The organism is Streptomyces sp. NPDC096012 (assembly GCF_040426375.1).
Taxonomy (GTDB): Bacteria; Actinomycetota; Actinomycetes; order Streptomycetales; family Streptomycetaceae; genus Streptomyces.
Genome location: NZ_JBEOTD010000021.1, coordinates 98128 through 114782, shown reverse-complemented (window position 1 = coordinate 114782; position 16655 = coordinate 98128). Strand labels below are relative to the sequence as shown.

Annotated in this window: 13 protein-coding genes and 2 pseudogenes; 5 read left to right on the top strand and 10 right to left on the bottom strand. The window is 69.8% G+C overall.

The window, feature by feature from the left end; all coding sequences use genetic code 11:
- Together ABVB68_RS21135 and ABVB68_RS21130 are read left to right on the top strand one after the other, a co-directional pair.
- Positions 1-771, top strand: a 771-nt coding sequence (locus ABVB68_RS21135; RefSeq protein WP_353602649.1) for a tetratricopeptide repeat protein, incomplete at its 5' end; no start/stop codon positions are given.
- Positions 772-1129: 358 nt separating this feature from the next.
- Entirely contained in the window at positions 1130-1264 is a 135-nt protein-coding gene (locus ABVB68_RS21130) for a hypothetical protein (RefSeq protein ID WP_353602648.1), read from the top strand.
- Positions 1265-1303: 39 nt separating this feature from the next.
- Here ABVB68_RS21130 and ABVB68_RS21125 read toward each other — a convergent pair.
- The 8 genes and pseudogenes from ABVB68_RS21125 to ABVB68_RS21090 form a co-directional block, all read right to left on the bottom strand.
- A pseudogene (locus tag ABVB68_RS21125) lies at positions 1304-1387 on the bottom strand (tyrosine-type recombinase/integrase); the annotation flags it as partial.
- A gap of 137 nt (positions 1388-1524) precedes the next feature.
- Positions 1525-3432 (bottom strand): Vgb family protein, encoded by a 1908-nt coding sequence (locus ABVB68_RS21120; protein WP_353602647.1) that lies wholly within the window; start codon positions 3430-3432, stop codon positions 1525-1527.
- Between the two features lie 268 nt (positions 3433-3700).
- Positions 3701-4165 carry a hypothetical protein gene (locus ABVB68_RS21115; protein ID WP_353602646.1) on the bottom strand — a complete coding sequence of 155 codons (465 nt, stop codon included), beginning with the start codon at positions 4163-4165 and terminating at the stop codon, positions 3701-3703.
- 605 nt (positions 4166-4770) lie between these two features.
- Positions 4771-5235: a hypothetical protein gene (locus tag ABVB68_RS21110; RefSeq protein ID WP_353602645.1), complete on the bottom strand. Its 465-nt coding sequence runs from the start codon at positions 5233-5235 to the stop codon at positions 4771-4773.
- Positions 5232-9524 carry a DUF6531 domain-containing protein gene (locus tag ABVB68_RS21105; protein ID WP_353602644.1) on the bottom strand — a complete coding sequence of 1431 codons (4293 nt, stop codon included), beginning with the start codon at positions 9522-9524 and terminating at the stop codon, positions 5232-5234. The genes ABVB68_RS21110 and ABVB68_RS21105 overlap by 4 nt, the downstream gene beginning before the upstream one ends.
- Positions 9514-9879: a hypothetical protein gene (locus tag ABVB68_RS21100; protein ID WP_353602643.1), complete on the bottom strand. Its 366-nt coding sequence runs from the start codon at positions 9877-9879 to the stop codon at positions 9514-9516. The genes ABVB68_RS21105 and ABVB68_RS21100 overlap by 11 nt, the downstream gene beginning before the upstream one ends.
- Positions 9880-10100: 221 nt before the next feature.
- Positions 10101-10295: pseudogene (locus tag ABVB68_RS21095) on the bottom strand (LacI family DNA-binding transcriptional regulator); the annotation flags it as partial.
- 8 nt (positions 10296-10303) lie between these two features.
- Positions 10304-11209, bottom strand: coding sequence for a hypothetical protein (locus ABVB68_RS21090; RefSeq protein ID WP_353602642.1), 906 nt, complete (start codon positions 11207-11209; stop codon positions 10304-10306).
- Between the two features lie 96 nt (positions 11210-11305).
- On the opposite strand from ABVB68_RS21090, the gene ABVB68_RS21085 reads away from it, so the two are divergent.
- On the top strand, positions 11306-14428 hold the full coding sequence (locus ABVB68_RS21085; protein ID WP_353602641.1) for a tetratricopeptide repeat protein: 3123 nt from the start codon (positions 11306-11308) through the stop codon (positions 14426-14428).
- A gap of 184 nt (positions 14429-14612) precedes the next feature.
- On the opposite strand, the gene ABVB68_RS21080 is transcribed toward ABVB68_RS21085, so the two are convergent.
- Both ABVB68_RS21080 and ABVB68_RS21075 read right to left on the bottom strand, forming a co-directional pair.
- Positions 14613-14750, bottom strand: coding sequence for a hypothetical protein (locus ABVB68_RS21080; protein ID WP_353602640.1), 138 nt, complete (start codon positions 14748-14750; stop codon positions 14613-14615).
- Between the two features lie 142 nt (positions 14751-14892).
- A complete protein-coding gene (locus ABVB68_RS21075) occupies positions 14893-15228 on the bottom strand; it encodes an ANTAR domain-containing protein (RefSeq protein WP_353602639.1) in 336 nt (111 codons plus the stop codon).
- Between the two features lie 473 nt (positions 15229-15701).
- On the opposite strand from ABVB68_RS21075, the gene ABVB68_RS21070 reads away from it, so the two are divergent.
- Positions 15702-16040 carry a MerR family transcriptional regulator gene (locus tag ABVB68_RS21070; protein WP_353602638.1) on the top strand — a complete coding sequence of 113 codons (339 nt, stop codon included), beginning with the start codon at positions 15702-15704 and terminating at the stop codon, positions 16038-16040.
- Between the two features lie 230 nt (positions 16041-16270).
- The gene (locus tag ABVB68_RS21065) at positions 16271-16474 is read left to right on the top strand and encodes a cold-shock protein (RefSeq protein ID WP_007383480.1); all 204 of its coding nucleotides are present in this window, start codon (positions 16271-16273) and stop codon (positions 16472-16474) included.
- Positions 16475-16655: the final 181 nt, after the last annotated feature.

The window sequence follows — 16655 nt, the reverse complement described above, 5'->3', positions numbered from 1 at the left end:
CGGGGTGCGGTCGACGAGTTCGCCGAGCTGCTGACCGACCGGATCCGGGTGCTGGGCCCGGACCACCCCGACACCCTTACCGCCCGGTACAACCTCGCCTGGTGGCGGGGGGAGGCGGGGGATGCGCGGGGTGCGGTCGACGAGTTCGCCGAGCTGCTGACCGACCGGATCCGGGTGCTGGGCCCGGACCACCCCGACACCCTTACCGCCCGGTACAACCTTGCCTGGTGGCGGGGGAAGGCGGGGGATGCGCAGGGCGCGGTCGACGAGTTCGCCGAGCTGCTGACCGACCGGATCCGGGTGCTGGGCCCGGACCACCCCGACACCCTTACCGCCCGGCACAACCTTGCCCGGTGGCGGGGGAAGGCGGGGGATGCGCAGGGCGCGGTCGACGAGTTCGCCGAGCTGCTGCCCGACTACATCCGGGTGCTGGGCCCGGACCAGGCCAACACCCTCGCCGCCCGGCACAACCTTGCCCGGTGGCGGGGGGAGGCGGGGGATGCGCGGGGCGCGGTGGACGAGCTCGCCGCGCTGCTGACCGACCGGACTCGGGTGCTGGGCCCGGACCACGCCAACACCCTCGCCACCCGGCACGCTCTCGCCCGGTGGCGGGGGAAGGCGGGGGATGCGCGGGGTGCGGTCGACGAGTTCGCCGCTCTGCTGCCCGACTACATCCGGGTGCTGGGCCCGGACCACCCCGACACCCTCGCCACCCGGCACGCCCTCGCCCGGTGGCGGGGGCTGGCGAGGGATGTGGCAGGGTCCGACTGAGGGGTAAGCAGACCTCGGGTGCTGAGATAGACCTCAGTCTCATAGTCTCGATTGCTGCTCGATCGGGTGCGGTACGCCCTTGTCCGTGGACATCCGGCACTTCGTCTGACCTGCGACGCGAACTGGTCGACGGACGTCCCCGGACCAGTAGAGAACAAGCCCAGACAGCTCGTACTGCGTGGCTCTCGCCCTGACCGCCCACGGTCCGCGACGCGGCTTGGCGCGCGGGTGGCTGACGCAGCCAACCCACCACGCGGCCTTGTTGTGCTGCCATGGAGAAATCTCGGAGAGCAGCGACACAAAGCTGTGCCGGAGCTCCCGCAGCGTCCACTCCGGCTTCAGGCCCGCCTTTCTCACGATGAAGGAGACCCGCGAGCCCGGCGAGAGGGGCAGGAGCGACGGCACCACCGGCGGCGCCGACCCCGCCGCGGCCCTCGCCACGGGCACCCCGCTGTGCACGTCGGACCAGCTCGGTTCCGCCATCCGCTTCTGACCTCAACGGGGTCGGTCACTGACGACCGCGGCGCCTCCTGACGGCGCGAGGCGCCACCCCGGTCGCCGTGAGGAGAGGCGCGGTGCCGTGCCGGGCATCGTGCGGGCGGATCACGCGGAGGCCGCGCAGACGACCTCTGGGACGAAGGGCCGCCCGCGCGAGTGGAGGGCGACCACAGCCTCGACTCGGTCCTTGGGACTCCAGCCCGGAATCGCTCCGCCGGCCCATGTCGCTCGACGGCAGGATCACCTGGGCCGTTGTCATCTCGGTTGTGTGCTGGTCTGGGTGGGGCAGGCGGTTGAGCCGGTCGTCGCCGGGCGTGTGGGTACCGGGGTCAGGGGTGTGCAGACGGGTGTTCCGACCCCGATGAGTTCGACCAGGCCGATGCCGCCGGTGGGCGGCAGGAGTTTGGACCAGTTGTTGGCCAGCCAGACGTTGCCGGACTGGTCGAGTTGGATGGCGGTGAGGTGCTGGATGGACTTGCTGCGGTAGCCGTGGGGCGGTGACAGCAGGGAGCCGGTGGAGGAGCCGGGCGGACAGGCGCCGGTGTTCACGCCGCACAGGACGGAGACGGAGGGGGCGCCGAAGCCGGCGATCCATATGCGGTCGGACCCGTCGATGGCCACGGACCAGGGAGCGATGGTCGTGGGAAGTTTGTGTACGCCTGTGATCTTGCCGCTCGGCCCGATTTCGGTGACCGAGTTGCTGACGAAGCTGGGCACCCAGACGTTGTTCTTGGAGTCGACGGCGAGTCCCAGGGGCCAGTCGAGTGATTTGTCCTTGATGGGGGAGAACGAGGTCGGTTTGAAGTCGGGACCGATCACGGTGACGCTTCCGCCCACGTGGCCCTTGGGTACGCGTGTGTCGAGGCGTTTCGCCCCGTTGAGGCGGGCGTTGGTGACCCACGCCCGGCCGTAGCCGTCGATCTGGAGGGAGAACGGGTGGTCGAGACCGCCGCCCGTGATGGTGATCGCTTTCGAGGGGTCCCCGTGGGGGTACACGATCACGTTTCCCTGGCCGGGGTTGCCTTTCAGGCCGTAGAAGTTGGCGATCCAGACGTTGCCCTTCTGGTCGACGGCGGTGCCCTGGGGGTGGTTCAGGCCGCCGTTCTTGAATCCCGAGCTGGGCGACAGGGGCTTTCCGGACGACGAGTACTTCGACATGGCGTCGCCGCCGTAGCTGGGCACCCACACGGAGCCCTGGTGATCGATGGCGATGCCCCAGGCGCCCGCCTTCATGCCGCCGCCGCTGATGGGGCTGTTGAGGGTCGGGTTGCCCACCGGATCCTGCACCGTGACGTAGGGGCTGGGCTTTCGCGTTCCGGGCAACCAGTTGTTGGAGGCCCAGACGTTGCCCTTGGCGTCGATGGCCATGCGGCCGGGGGCGTAGACGTCGGGGGCCGTGTAGTGCAGGGCCAGGACCCAGGCCTCCGGTGCCCTGTTGAGCGCGGGAGTGTAGGTGTGTGCTCGTCCGGCCAGGGCGTACAGCTTGCCGGTGGCCAGTCTCGGGGCGCGGGCGAGATCGAGCACGGCTTGCTCCGTGTCACCAGGAGCGGTTCCGTGCCGCGGCGTCGCCAGGCGCAGCATGTCTTTGCAGCGCCCGGTGTCCGCTCCCGGCGCGCAGAGAGAGACGAGGTTGGCCAGGGTGCCAAGGGTGGCCAGGGTGTCGTTCTTGGTGCCGTTGTTCTGGTCTGTGACGACCTTGCCGGGCCTTCCCGAGGCCGGGTCGGCGAGGTTGTAGGACGTGGCCGCGGCGTTCTCCAAGCCGGGGCTCGGCCCGGTGATGCCGCGCGGGCCGGTGAACTGGGCCAGTGCGTAGGTGGCGGCGACGGTGGTGAATTCGTTGATCGTGACAGCGGATTCGGAGCGCTGCGGCACTCCGCCGCCGGGGCCGACTCCCACGACGGAGCGCAGACGCAACGACTGGTGGCCGGAGGGTGCGGCTTCGACGTACAGCACCGAGCCCGTGCGCCGGCCGGACCGGATCTGGAACCTTCCATGGGTGTCGGTGGTGGCGTGCCCCAGCACACGAGTGCCTTGCCGGTCTCCGGCGAAGAGCGTTACGTCGGCGTGGGCCAGCGGTTTGCCGGCGCTGGTGGCCGTGCCCCGCAACGGGGCCGGCGTCCCGTGCGGTGGGGTCGCGGGGAGCGCTGTCAGGGCCAGTGCCATGGTGGCCGATGCGGCCAGAGCGGTGCCCGAAAGGTGCCGGCGAGGCCTGGCCTTCCCGACGCCGCGACGAAAGCCTGGTGCTGATCTACGGGGATGAACGGTACGGGGATGCACGATGGGAGCCTTTCGTCGTGCCGGCTCGTCGCAGAACGTGCGCTCATCGGGGGGCCGACCCGTCGACCGGAAGTCACGACTTCCCGGAAGACCGCTCACGACAGCGGCCGCGTCACGGTCGTGAGCGGAACGCCACGGTTCCGCACGACCGGTTCTAGCCGTTTCCGCTGTTCGGATCGCGCAGCGTGAACCATCCGATCCTTCGGTTGCCCAACCAGATCAGACCCAGGTACAGGTGCGGGTCGACCTGGCGCAGCTCATCGCGCACGCTCCCGAACACCAGTGACGTGTGGGAGTAGTCGATGACGATGCACTCTCGGTCGTCCAGACGGCTGGGGCCCGGCCCGACCATGGCGACGATGGACAGCACGTCCAGTGGGGAGAGGCGGTTGCTGAGGTAACCGTCGGGGCTGAAGACCTTGCCCCGCCACCAGAACAGATGTACCAGGCCGGCGAGCACCCGTGCCCCGGAACGCCCCGCCCCCGGCAAGATCGCTAGTCCCTCCATCGGGCCTTTGGGGATCTCACCCGCCGGAATCCTGCGAAACAGCTCCTCAAGCTGCTTGTCGTCGGTCTTGAGGAGCTCGGAATCGGTTGGCATCACGATCTTCCTTCTCACGTTGGCCCGCTCCGCTGCACGCCTCCGGACGGGCCGGCTCTGGCGACAAGTGCCGTCATGGCACTGCGGCGGTCCAGCGCTCAGCGCGGGAGGAGCCGTGCGAGGAAAGCGGCGGGCCACTCCCGGGGGCGACCGGTCGGCACTGCGACATCTTCGGCTTTCAATCCGCCGCTTCCTCCATCGTGAACCTCATCAAAGCCGCTCACCACCGCTGGCGAGCGACTGCCGTGCCTCGCCGCCACGCGTGCGCGTCCTGCGTGCGCGTACCAGTCCGACCACACTTTCCTCAACGACAACTGACTCGGATCTGCGGACAGTCCGGGCAGCGGCTGACCGACCCTGCCATTCAACCCCCGGTGATCATTTCGGGTGTGGTCGTCAGAGCCGGTCACCCTGCATGGCGGTCCTCCCGATGTGGCGACGGCCTCCGGTTCACGCGGTGGAATGCCGACTCACGCGCCGATTCAGGTCTCGGCTGCGGGATCTGGAACGGGTGAGGGCCTTCCGGTTCGGTGTGGATTGCGGTGGCTTCCTGGCCGGGGTGACCCGTCGGTCAGGAAGCCACCGTCTGTTGCCTGCCGCGTCCTAGGCCCCGGTACCGCCGATCAGCTCGCGTCCCCCCAGACGGCTTGCAGGTCCTTGCAGTGGACGGTGATGGTCGCGTCGGTGAGCGCGATCTCGTGCAGGCAACCGCCGTCCTCGTCGGGAAGGATCTCGTCGAGGAGCACGGTGTCGACGCTCATCCAGTCGATGGAGTGTTCATAGTCGATGGAGAAGTGCGACACGCCCGAGTAGCTGATGCGCAGGCCCGAGTCGTGCTTGAACTTGTTGGGCGCGAAGTCCAGGACCAGCCCGCCGCTCTTGTCGGTGGCCAGGTGAATCCCGGCGAGTTCCAGATCCTTCACACAGCGGATGGCCCCCGCGATGTCGTAGTGCCCGGGGTCGGTGGCGAAAGATCGGGCGCCGGGGGGCAGGTCCGCGCGCAGACGCGGCAGCTCGGCCAGGTAGGCGTGCGCATCCAGACGGAACCCGGGCACCTCGGGATCCCAGTCCGCCTTGACGAATTTCATGGACAACCTTCCTGTGAGAGGGGAGGGCGACGCCATTTGTCGCCGGAGATGTCCTCGGTTCCCTTGGCTCCGATACGCCCGATTCTGCGCATTGTGTCGATGGCTCGCCCCTTGATGGCATTCTCCACAGCGGGCGGAACCTCGACTTCCTCGGCCTTGAGGCTGTGCTTGTTGAACCAGCCGTCGCTGCGGAACGTCCCCACCTCGCGGTTGGCCTTGTCGTACACGTGGATCTCGAAGTCCGTTCCCTTCGAGCCCTCACCCCAGATGTCCACTCGCCCGGAGTACCCCTGACCGAAGTCGAGGGGGTTCCCGTACGGTCCCTTCGGCCCCTTCTTCCCGGCGAGGCCGAGGGCATCGCTCCAGCCCAGCGGATTCGGCACGTAGGCGTGCGGGTTAGGGGCGGGGAGGAGGCCCAACGGATCCGCGCTGATGTACCGCGCCGTCTCGGGGTCGTAGTACCGATGCACGTTGTAGTACAGGCCGGTCTCGGGATCGGCGTACTGGCCGGGGAACCTCAGCGGGCAGTCGGAGGGAGACGCGTCATCCTCCGGACCCGGGCATCGAGTGCCCCACAGGCCGGTACGGCGCTGCCAGACAAGCTCGCCGGTCGCGGAGACCAGTTCCGTGGGCGTACCGACGGAGTCGGTGACGACGGTGTGGAAACGAGCGCAGTGCTCGGGATCCGACTCTTCCGCCAGCTGCGCCAAGACCGACGTGTTGGCGGCTGTCGCGGTGGACTTCCGGCTCGTCTGGGCGACCGGGCGGTGGCTGTGCGGCGCGTGGTCCCAGCTGGTGACCCAACCGTCCGGCGCGGTCTGCTCGGTCAAGCACATGTCGTCCCAGACGAAGTCCGTACGGTCGGCCACGGAGCCGTCGTCGGCCACCCGGTGCTTGGAGACGCGTCGGCCGAGCGGGTCGTACGCGTAACGCCATCGGGTTCCCTCCGGGTCGGTCACCTCCGTGAGGCGGTCCTCCGCGTTCCATGTGTAGGTCCAGGTACGGGTCTGGCCGTTCAAAAGTTTCCGGGTCCTGCGCACGAGGCGACCTTCGGCGTCGTGTGCATAGAAGGTGCGCCCGGCCGAGCGGACGAGCGTGCCGTCGAACCGGCGCTCACCGACTGCCTCATGGGCGGGCGACACCGCGTCCACCACGTTTCCCGCCATGTCGTACGCGTAGTTCTCGCTCCAGCCGTGGGCACGCGTCCGGGTGACTCGGCCCACACCGTCCAGGTCGAAGCGGCGGGTGCCCGACGTCAGCTCCCGGATCTCGGTGACGTAGCCGTCTGCTCGGTGCGCGTACGTCCGGTGCTGGAGGAGACGGTCCGGACCGAGGGCGGTCAGGGTCTGCGCGGTCAGCAGCCCGGTCGCGGTCCACGTCTGGGTCAGACTCGCTTCCCCGCCGAGGTCGCGCTGTGTCTCGCGGCCGGCGGCATCATGTGTGAAGTCCAGCGCGCCTGAGGACGATCGCAGGGTGAGCGGGCGTCCTGCCGGGTCGTACGTCCACTCGGAGACCAGACCGGAAGGTGTCACCCGTCGGGTACGGCGACCGACGGCATCGTGGACATGGGTGGTCGTCCGGCCGTTCACGGTCTCCGCCAGCACTCGGCCGAGCGAGTCCCGCTCCAGTACGACTTCGGCATCCGCGTTGGCGGCACGGCACAGGTTGCCGTCGGGGCCGTACGCGAAGGTCGTGACGTCGCCGGGGTCAGCGTGCTGTTCCACGACCCGGCCGAACGGGTCCCGCACGAAGTGCAGCGTCTGTCCCGCGCCGTTGGTGCGTGCGGCCTGGCGGCCGGCGGCATCACGCGTGTAGGTGAGGGTACGGCCGTTGTAGTCCGTCTCCGCGATCACTCGGCCCGCGCCGTCGTAGGTGTATGACCAGGTCAGGCCCTGCGGGTTGGTGACCCCGGTCAGACGAAGCTCGGTGTCGTAGGCAAACGCGTACTGCGCCCCGTCCGGATCCGTGCGGGTGGCCGCCACGCCGAAGTGGCCCACCGTATGGTGGGTCGTGTTCCCGGCGGGATCCGTGTGACCGAGCAGGTTGCCCTCGGCGTCCCAGGTCCAGGACTCGCGTGCCCCGTCGGCCAGTTCACGCCGGGACAGCCTGCCGTCCGGGGTCCAGCCCAGGCGGGTGACGTGGCCCAGCGGGTCGGTCACCTCGATCACCCGGCCGAACGAGTCGCGGCGGACCGTCGTCGTGTGGCCCAGCGCGTCCGTCAGGGCGAGGGGCAGGCCGGCGTCGTCGCAGTCCACCCTGCGGGTGTGCCCGAGGGCGTCGGTGATCCCCGTCGGGCGGCCCGCCTCGTCGTACGCGTACCGTGTCTCGGCGCCCAGCGGATCGACCGTCGTCAGCCGGTTGCCCCGCTCGTCGTACGTGTGCCGCCAGACCGCACCGCCCGGCTCGACCACCTCGGTCGGCAGGCCGAGCGCGTTGTACTGCGCCTGGGCCTGGGTGCCGTCGGGGAGGGCTACGCCGGTGAGGTTGCCGGTGTCGTCGTAGGTGTACCGGGTGGTGTGGCCCAGCGGATCGGTCACGGCGAGCGGCTTGTCGCCGTACTCGGCCCACTCCGTGCGGGTGACGTGTCCGAGCTGGTCCGTCTCCTCCACCACCAGGCCCTCGGCGTTGTACCGGTGGACCGAGGTGTGGCCCTGGGAGTCGGTGTACGTCGTGGTGCGTTCCGTGTCGTCGTACGTCAGGGTGCCGGAGAGAATGCCGTCGACGCCCTCGGTGCGGACGACCCGGCCGCGGTCGTCGTAGACGTAGGCGAACCAGGTGCCGTTGCGGTCGGTCCAGCGGGTGACGCGGCCTTCGGTGTCGTAGGTGAAGCGCAGGGGCTTGTCGCTGGAGTTGACGACCTCGGTGAGGTTGCCGGCGGTGTCGTAGCCGTAGCGCATGACGACCGTGCCCTCGTCGGGCGCGGTGCCCGGGCGGTAACGCGATGGTGGCTCGTCCAGGAGACGCAGGGCCGTGATGCGGGGGCCCTGGGTGTCGACGGCGACGTAGTAGCCGCCGGAGTGGCGGATGCCGAACGGGACACCGTCGTCGTCGCGTTCGACGTCGATGCGGTTGCCGTTGCGGTCGGACCAGGAGTCCAGGGCCAGGTGGAAGACTCCGAAGGAGGGCGAGGGGACGGGGGCGGCGAAGGTGCGCGTCACGCCGGTCGCGGGGTCGGTGACCGTCATCGCGCCGTCCGGTTTGCCGTCCCACTCCAGCGGCCAGCGCGGGCCCTTCACCGGCATCGCGGGGACGCCCGGCTGCGGTACCGGGTAGACCAGGCGCATGCCGTCGGCCGCGGCGAAGACGACGCCCTCACCGTCGATCTGGAGGCACTCGTCGAGGGTGGATATCCAGGTGGGGCCGAAGCAGACGCCGCCCCGGTACGACGACAGATGGGTGCGCGTGAACTCCAGCGGCAGGCTTCCGGGCAGCGCCAGGTCGGTCTGCGTCATCAGCATCGCGCCGGTCGCCACGTCGATCGGCTCGCCCACACAGGGGGTGCGTTCGGCGTTGCGGGCCGCCGGGCCCAGGTCCACCAGATCGGGGCGGAGGGAGGGCGGCCGCAGCAGCAGCGGGGTGGTGTCGGTGAGGCCGCCTTCCATGCTCGCCTTCAGCAGGCCGCCGCCCGCTCCGAACGCGCCGCCGAAGATCATGCCGTCCTTGGCAGCCTGGTTGACCTCGTCCAGGCTGAAGCCGTGCTGAAGGCCGGTCGCCATCTTCAGCGGCTGGGCCACGGCCAGGTCGACGGTGACCGACTCCACGCCACCGAAAGCGGCGGCGACGAGGGTGCCCGCGGCGATCTCGGCGACCGTCGTGGTCACCGCGACGCCCATCGTGGCACCGAACTCGATGATCGCGTCCGCCGCCGCGACCGCGGCACCGGAGGCCAGGCCGGCGGTGAAGAAGGCCAGTGCCACTCCGCCCGCGATCACCGCCGCGTCGATCCCGATCTGCGTCCACAGCTTGTTGATCGCGTCGTCGATGGCATCGGCGAACTTCTCCAGCGCCTTGGCCATCTCCCGCGAGGACTTCACCAGATCGCTCAGCCAGCCGCCGTCCTGGTCCTTGGCGTAACGGCCCCAGAACTTCTCGAACGCCTGGATCGACTCACCGGTGTTGTTGTGGATGATCGAGGACGCGCTGCGATGCACGGGAGCGCGGACGTCGTCCACCGAGTCGGCGAAGGCACGCCAGGCCTTCGCCGCGTCCCGCAGCTTGCCGGAGTCCGCCTCGGGCCACCACAGACCCAGCTCCAGAAGGATGTGGCGGGCCTTGTCCTCAACGCTCACCGGCACCGTCGCTCTGCTTGTCGGCCTTCACCTTGGTGAACATGCCGGCGATCAACTGGTCGTTGTCCACGGTTCCGTCGGACAGGTCGACCATGGCCTCGTGAATGCTCGTCAGCCCGAGCACCAGGATGCCCGCCGCGCTCTCGATCTTCTTCTGCTGCGGCTTGTAGGCGTTGCCGAACTTGTCACCCTGTTCGTCGTGCCCCCAGGGCTCCCCGAGGCCGTCGAGGGTTTTGATCAGAGTGGTCAACGCCTTGCTCAGGTCGATGGCCCCTTGGTGGAAGGCCGGTGCCGCCGCCTTGATGTCGGCGGTCTTGATGTCCAGCACCTTGCCGGGGACCTTGCCGTCGCCCATCGATGAACCCCCGTTCGCGGTCGCGGATTCCGACCCTAGGGGAGGGTGGTCAAGGGAGGGTCCTCTTTAAGGCATGTACAGGTAATGTCGGCGGTGCGATTGAGCGCCGACGAGCTCGGGTCGGACGGTCATGCCCGGCGACGTCGCAAGCCAGGCCGTACCTTCTCGCACCGCGAACCTTGTCAGCAGCATCGTCTCCTGCGACGCACCCCCTGCGCGGGGGCATGCTCCGGCACGACGCCGCCCCGCACGAACCGGAGGTCCGCGATGGCCTGCTCGACCTTCTCTCTCGTGGCGGTGACGCGTTCGGGGCGGTTGAGGACGTTGGACACGGTGCCGGTCGAAACGCCGGCACGACGGGCGACGTCGACGAGCTCCGCGCCCTGGTGGCCCCCGGTACGGGCCGCGCCCCGCCCTACGCGGGTCACACCAGCTGTGCGAGTGGCTCGACGGTCTCCCAATGCTTGAGGTACTCGACGGCCGCGTGCGGGTTGGTGTTGCGGTTCTTCACCAACCGGGTGCGCTCCAGCACGGCGTCGTCGTCTGGGAACAGGGTCCGCAACCGCAACGTGGAGACGATGAAGTCGTCGCGGTCGGCTACGTTCACCCAGCGCTTGAGGTGGCCTGGTGAGCGCAGTGGCTGTGGGCGCAGCCGCCGGCGGATGATGGAGCGCAGGCCGAGCGGCGACCCGAAGGTGATCAGCAGCGGCAACGGCTGCTCGAGCCGGTGCAGGGCCTCGTAGGCGACGACGGTGCCCAGCGAGTGCGCAAGAACCACCTTGGTGTCCGGTGCCACCCGGGACAGCACGGCCTCGATCGCGTCCTCGCGGACGGTCTCGTCGTCCAGGTAGGCCGCGACTTGTCCGAGGTGGAACACACCGGTGCTGCTCAGCGCCGCGAAACCGGAGCGGGCAACCGGGCCGAGCCGCCCCAGCACCGCGACGAACATGCGCAGCAGCTCGGCCGGACCCTGCTCGGGGCCTACCTCGGCCCGCAGTTCGTCCAGGGCACGGGCTGCTTCGGCGCGGGCCGCCGGATCGGACGCGTGCTGCTGGATGTTGTCCATGATGTCGACGGCGACGTCCTCGCCGGTCGCTGCCATCGGGTCGGGCAGCGGCATGTCCCAGTCGTCCCGCGGCACGTAGCGGGCGTACAGGTGGCGGTAGTACACCATCGACGCCGAGACGGAACCGTCCGCCAGCCGGGCGGCCTGCTCGGTACGGCCGTTGTCCCTCAGAGTCCTGGCCAGCGCGGACATCCAATCGTCACGCAGCTGCTCCTCGGTCTCCTCCTCGGGACCGATGCCGTGCACCATCACTACGTCAGCCATCTGTCTCCGTCCGCCTGGCGCCGGGCCGCGCCCGCGCGGCCAACTGATTCTGGATTGAGCATCAGTTGGCCGATCCGCTGTGCCGATAATGCCAGCGTGACGGATGAACGCCGAGCGTTGGTGATCGCCTCCCACTGGGACGCCCGGGAGCGGAAGCCGACGAGTCGGCTGGAGCTGCTGGAGTCCTGCGCGGCGGAGTTGACGACGCTCCTGCTGGACCCACTGCGCGGTGACTGCGAAGCCGCCCTTGGCGACGGCCTGCTGATGAACCCGCGGACGGTGACGGAGGTGACCTCGGCTCTGGCCGAGGCGTTCGAGGGAGCGTCGGCCGCCGGAGCGCCCCTGGTGCTGGGTTTCCTCGGGCACGGCCACGTCGTCCGTGAGGGCGAGTTCCTCTTCCCGGTCCATTCCACCCCCGACGTGCCCGGTCCCGAGACGGCCTTCGATCTCCCCTCCGGGCTGGGCGATCTGGTGCGGCGCCACGGCGGCGTCCGTGAGCTGACCGTCGTCATCGACGCGTGCCTATCGGGGTATGCGGGGCTCTTCGCGACGCAGAGGTGGTTCAGACCGGCTATGCAGACCGGTCGGCGGATCGAGGTGCTGACCTCCTCGGACGGCCGGGTCTCGTACGGGCTGCAATTCTCGAGGGCTCTGAACGGGCTCATCCGGCAGGGGGACGTCCGACTCGAGCAGATCCTGCGCACCGGGCCGGTGCGGCAGGCGGTGGAGGCCCGCCTGACACGGCAGGTGCCGCAGGCCACCTCGTACGACGGCGGCGGGGGCGCACCCGAGGCTCCGTACGACACCTGGCTCGCCCGCAACGTGGCGTACCAGCGGGAGCTGAGCGTGCTGGCGGGGTCGGTCGACGGAGGAGTGCTCATGCCGCCGCTGCGGCACTTCCAGCCGCCCGCGGAACTGGGGCAGTTCGTCGAGGCGGTCCGCCGGAACCGGTTGGTCGCCGTGCTCGGCACCATGGGTACCGGGAAGACCACGCTCGCCTCCGCGCTGTGCCGCCCGGAGCTGCTCCCGCCCGAGGAGGCGGACCGTGCCCCGGCCGTCTGCGGGCTCATCCGCCTCGACACCACCCGCTGGACTGCCGGCTCGGTGTGGTCACTGCTGTCCGACCAGCTGAAGAAGTACCTCCCCGGATTCGCCGACGGGAAGAAGGCGTACAACGCCCTTGTGCCGGAAGGCGAGCGGACCCTGCTGCCGCGTGCGGTGGCCGAGATCGGCGGCCCGCTCGGGCAGATGGAACAGCGCGACCCGGTGCGCGTGATCGTGGACGGAATCGATCAGGTCGACGCTCCGCACCGCCCTGAGCTCGTCCGCGAGCTGACCGCACTGGCCGATACGGCGCCGACATGGTTCGGCGTCGTGGCGACTGTCCGGGAGGGGGTGCCGCTGCCCGGTGACTGGCACCGCGCGCCGGTCCCCGCGCCCGGGGAGGAGCAACTACGGGCGTACCTGCGGGCGGCCCAGCACGCGGCCGGGCGGACCCAGAACGCGATTCTCCAGCAAGCGAATGGAAACTGGCAGGTCACCCGGGTGCTGGGCGAAAGCGGCCCGCTGGCCCGGACAGGTCGGGTGTCCTTCACCGAGATGTACCGGGAGACGCTGCTCGCCAAGAAGGCGCAGGTACCGGGTGGGCGTGGTGGGTGGCTCGATGCCGTCCTGGTCGTGACCGCCGCCGCCGGTTCGAGCCCCACGCTGCCCCGTCCCTTGCTCGTCCGGGCGTCCGCCGAGCTGGGCGGTCCCATGGACGACGAGGCGTTGGACCAGGTTCTGGACCTGGTGCCGGGGCTGGTGGTGCAATCGCCGCACCCGGACGGAACCGAACTGTTCGGCGTGCACCACCCTTCCCTGATCGAATACGTGCAGGAGGAAGAGGACGTGGTGGTGGGCCACCAGGCCCTCTGCCGGGCGCTTGAGATCATGGCCCCCATGGACGAGCACTCACCCGACGACCCCCTGCACGCCTACGCCGAGCAGGCGGAGCCGGAACACCTGTGGCAGGCGGCCGCGCGTGACCCATCCCTGTACGACCGGCTACTGGAGTGTCTGGAACGGCGCCCGGCGGCCGAGGCGACGGTCAACCGCGCCCGGTGGGCGGCCTGGGCGGACCGGCTGGCGGAGCGACCCGGTGCCGACTCGCCGGTGGCGCTGGTCGCCCGGGAACGGGCCGCCTACTGGACGGGCAAGGCCGGGGCCTACGGCCACAGCCGCGAACTGTATCGCCATCTCCTGGAGGACCAGCGCCGCGTGCTCGGCGACGACGACGCCCGAGTGCTGGAGGCCCGGTACCGAATCGCGTACGCGACCGGCGAGACCGGCGATTTCGCCGAGGCGGTGCGGCTGCACCAGGCCCTACTGCCCGACCAGATCCGCGTGTTCGGTCCCGACGACCCCCGCACACTGAAGAACCGGCACGACATCGCGTACTGGACGGGCCGCGGCGGGGACATGGCGCGGGGTCTGCGGCTGCACGAAGAACTGCTCGAAGACCAGCTCCGCGTCCTCCCGCCGACGGACCAGGCAGTGCTGGAGAGCCGCCACTACATCGCCTACTGGCACGGCATGCTGGGCCGGTACGACACGGCGCTGGCGCTGCACGAGGAACTGCTGCGGGACAGGATCGCGGTGTTCGGCGAGGACCACGCGCAGGTACTCTTCAGCCGATTCAACATCTACAAGTTCCTCGGCGAGTCCGGGCGTCGGCAGGAAGCACTCGACGGTTTCCGTGCGCTGCTGCCGGACGTGCGGCGCATCCGCGGCGAGGACCACCCCAACACCCTGCTCGCGCGACTGAACATCGCCCGCTACACCTGGGAACTGGGCGACCCGGCGGCTTCACTGACGCTGCACGAGGAACTGCTGGAGGACCAGCGGAAGGCACTCGGCGACAGCCATCCCGCCGTGCTGATCACCCGTTTCAACATGGCCATGCTCAAGGCCGAGCTGGGTGACCCGACCGTGGCGCTCGCCGAGCTGGACGTTCTCCTGGAGGAGCGGCTGGCCCGCTACGGCAACCCGCTGCACCCCGAGGTGATCAGGACCCGGTTCGGGCGAGCCCGGGTCGTCGCGCGGCAGGGGGACGTCGAGAGCGCCATGGCGCTGCTGCGCGAGGTCCGGGACGATCGCGCACGGGTCCTCGGCGAGGACCACCCTGACACGCTGGCCGCACAGGCGGAGATGGACGGTCTGTCGGCCACGGACCTGTGAGACGGTGCGAGGCGGCCGGTGACGGTGGTCGGGTGCGGTGCACAGGCACCATTTGGGTCGGCGCTCAGGGATGACCAACCTGGCCGGGCCGCACGTCCGACAGTCCGCCGAGGGACGGAATCGCTGGGAGCCACCTGGGAGCCAAGCTGCTCCCCCGGCCCCTCGCTGGTCGGCATACCGCTGCTCAGCTCGCGTCCCCCCGGACGGCTTGCAGGTCCTTGCAGCGGATGGTGATGGTCGCGCCGGTGAGAGCGATCTCGTGCACGCAACCGCCGTCCTCGTCCGGAAGGATCTCGTCCAGGAGCACCGTGTCGGCCGGCATCCAGTCGATGGTGTGCGCGTAGTCGATGCGGCGGGATGGCGTGCGCGTAGTCGATGCGGCGGGCTTTGTCCTCGACACCCGGGTGGGAGAGCGCGGCGTAGACGAAAGCCGCAGGACAGGCACCTGGGCGGCGCCCGGTCTCTCAGCAGGCCTTGGCGTGGTGGGAGAGCGCGGCGTGGAGTTCGCCGACGAGGCGCGGCGGGAGGCCGGCGCCGCGGGCGTGGCGGATGATCTCCGTCGCGAGTGCGGAGAGCTTGATGTTGAGGTGCTGGGACACCTCGCGCAGGATGCAGAAGCCGTCGTCGGGGCTGATGCGGGCGAGCGCGACCAGGACGCCGATGGCCTGGTCCACGGCGGCGTGTGAGGAGATGGCCTGCTGCAACTGGGCGTTCTCCGCCCGCAGTCGGTCGGCCTCCTGGACAGCGGTCTCGAGGTCGGCCCCGGGGGACCGCCGTTCGGAGAGTGCGAAGGTAGTCATACAGATCACCGGATCAGAGCCATGGATCAGCAGAGCGAGAGCGAACGGACACGGTCGCGTCCACGCGCCTTCCCGGTCGGTCTCCCCATCATCCGTCCGCTCGCCCGGTGCCGCCAGCCCTTGCCCGTGAGCCGACCTGCCAGGAGCCTCCGGGAGCTGACCCGGAGAGCCCCGCGAGGCCGGCCTTCCGACCCCCCCGTACGACGGATGGCCGACGACCCGTCCCTCGATCCGCAGCGCCGTCCCGCAGCGCCCTCCCGCAGCGCCCTCCCGCAGCGCCCTCCCGCAGCGGAGCGTGCGGGGAGTACCGCTCGGGACGTCAGGCGTCGGCCGAAAATCTACTCCGCCCACACCACATCTTCGCACCTGTCGGGGCTAGGCTTGCCAGACGAGACGGATGCTGTGCCGATTCCTTCGGGGCACGGGTGCCGCACCGCCCGCACCCCTCGCAGCGTCCCCGGAACGAAAGCGCCATGCCCGCCGAGAAGCCCCCTGCCGCCGGCCACCTCGACGACGACGAGTACCCCGCCTACACCATGGGGCGGGCCGCCGCCGTCCTCGGCGCCACCCCGGCCTTCCTGCGGGCCGTCGGCGAGGCCGGGCTGGTGACGCCGCTGCGCTCGGAGGGCGGCCACCGCCGCTACTCCCGCCGCCAGCTGCGCATCGCGGCCCGCGTCCGCGAACTCGTCGGGCAGGGCACCCCGGTCGAGGCCGCGTGCCGCATCGTCGACCTCGAGGACCGGCTCCGCGACGCCCTGCGCCTGAACGAGGAAATGCGCCGGAACCTGGACGAGTGCGGCGCGGAAACCTAACGCCGCCGGTACAGAAATACGAGCGTCGGGGCGGCAGCAACTTCCGGACGGCCTCGAAACACGTGAGGTTTTCCGGGGACGTGTGTTAGCGTGATACCAGTTGCAGTTTTGGTTACCAGGGACTTGTTTTCTTGCAGACTTTCCGGATCTTTCCGGAGGGGTGATCATCGCGGCGACTCGAGATTCCGTAAAGTGCGGGACTCGGCACTGCCCCCCAAGGGAGATTCAATATGGCATCTGGCACCGTGAAGTGGTTCAACGCGGAAAAGGGCTTCGGCTTCATCGAGCAGGACGGCGGCGGCGCTGACGTGTTCGCCCACTACTCGAACATCGCCACCTCCGGCTTCCGCGAGCTTCAGGAAGGCCAGAAGGTTACCTTCGACGTCACGCAGGGCCAGAAGGGCCCGCAGGCCGAGAACATCGTTCCCGCCTGACGCTGACGCGAACTATCGCGAGCCGTAAGGCTCGCGCAGCATGTGGCTGGGGCCCGCGCTCTTCGGGTGCGGGCCCCAGCCGCTTGCTGTTCGCTCCACCCGGCTCGGCGCCTCCTCTGCTGCGCGCCGATCGACCCCGTTTCGCGCCTCCTTCGACTCGCGCGTCCCGGTGGTCCGCCGT

Bases quoted from the DNA above. Each gene is read 5' to 3' on its own strand.
- ABVB68_RS21065 (WP_007383480.1), top strand. From the start codon at position 16,271: ATGGCATCTGGCACCGTGAAGTGGTTCAACGCGGAAAAGGGCTTCGGC.
- ABVB68_RS21080 (WP_353602640.1), bottom strand. From the start codon at position 14,750: ATGCCGGCCGACACGGTGCTCCTGGACGAGATCCTTCCGGACGAGGAC.
- ABVB68_RS21075 (WP_353602639.1), bottom strand. From the start codon at position 15,228: ATGACTACCTTCGCACTCTCCGAACGGCGGTCCCCCGGGGCCGACCTC.
- ABVB68_RS21070 (WP_353602638.1), top strand. From the start codon at position 15,702: ATGCCCGCCGAGAAGCCCCCTGCCGCCGGCCACCTCGACGACGACGAG.
- ABVB68_RS21110 (WP_353602645.1), bottom strand. From the start codon at position 5,235: ATGAAATTCGTCAAGGCGGACTGGGATCCCGAGGTGCCCGGGTTCCGT.
- ABVB68_RS21130 (WP_353602648.1), top strand. From the start codon at position 1,130: ATGAAGGAGACCCGCGAGCCCGGCGAGAGGGGCAGGAGCGACGGCACC.
- ABVB68_RS21100 (WP_353602643.1), bottom strand. From the start codon at position 9,879: ATGGGCGACGGCAAGGTCCCCGGCAAGGTGCTGGACATCAAGACCGCC.
- ABVB68_RS21090 (WP_353602642.1), bottom strand. From the start codon at position 11,209: ATGGCTGACGTAGTGATGGTGCACGGCATCGGTCCCGAGGAGGAGACC.
- ABVB68_RS21120 (WP_353602647.1), bottom strand. From the start codon at position 3,432: ATGGCACTGGCCCTGACAGCGCTCCCCGCGACCCCACCGCACGGGACG.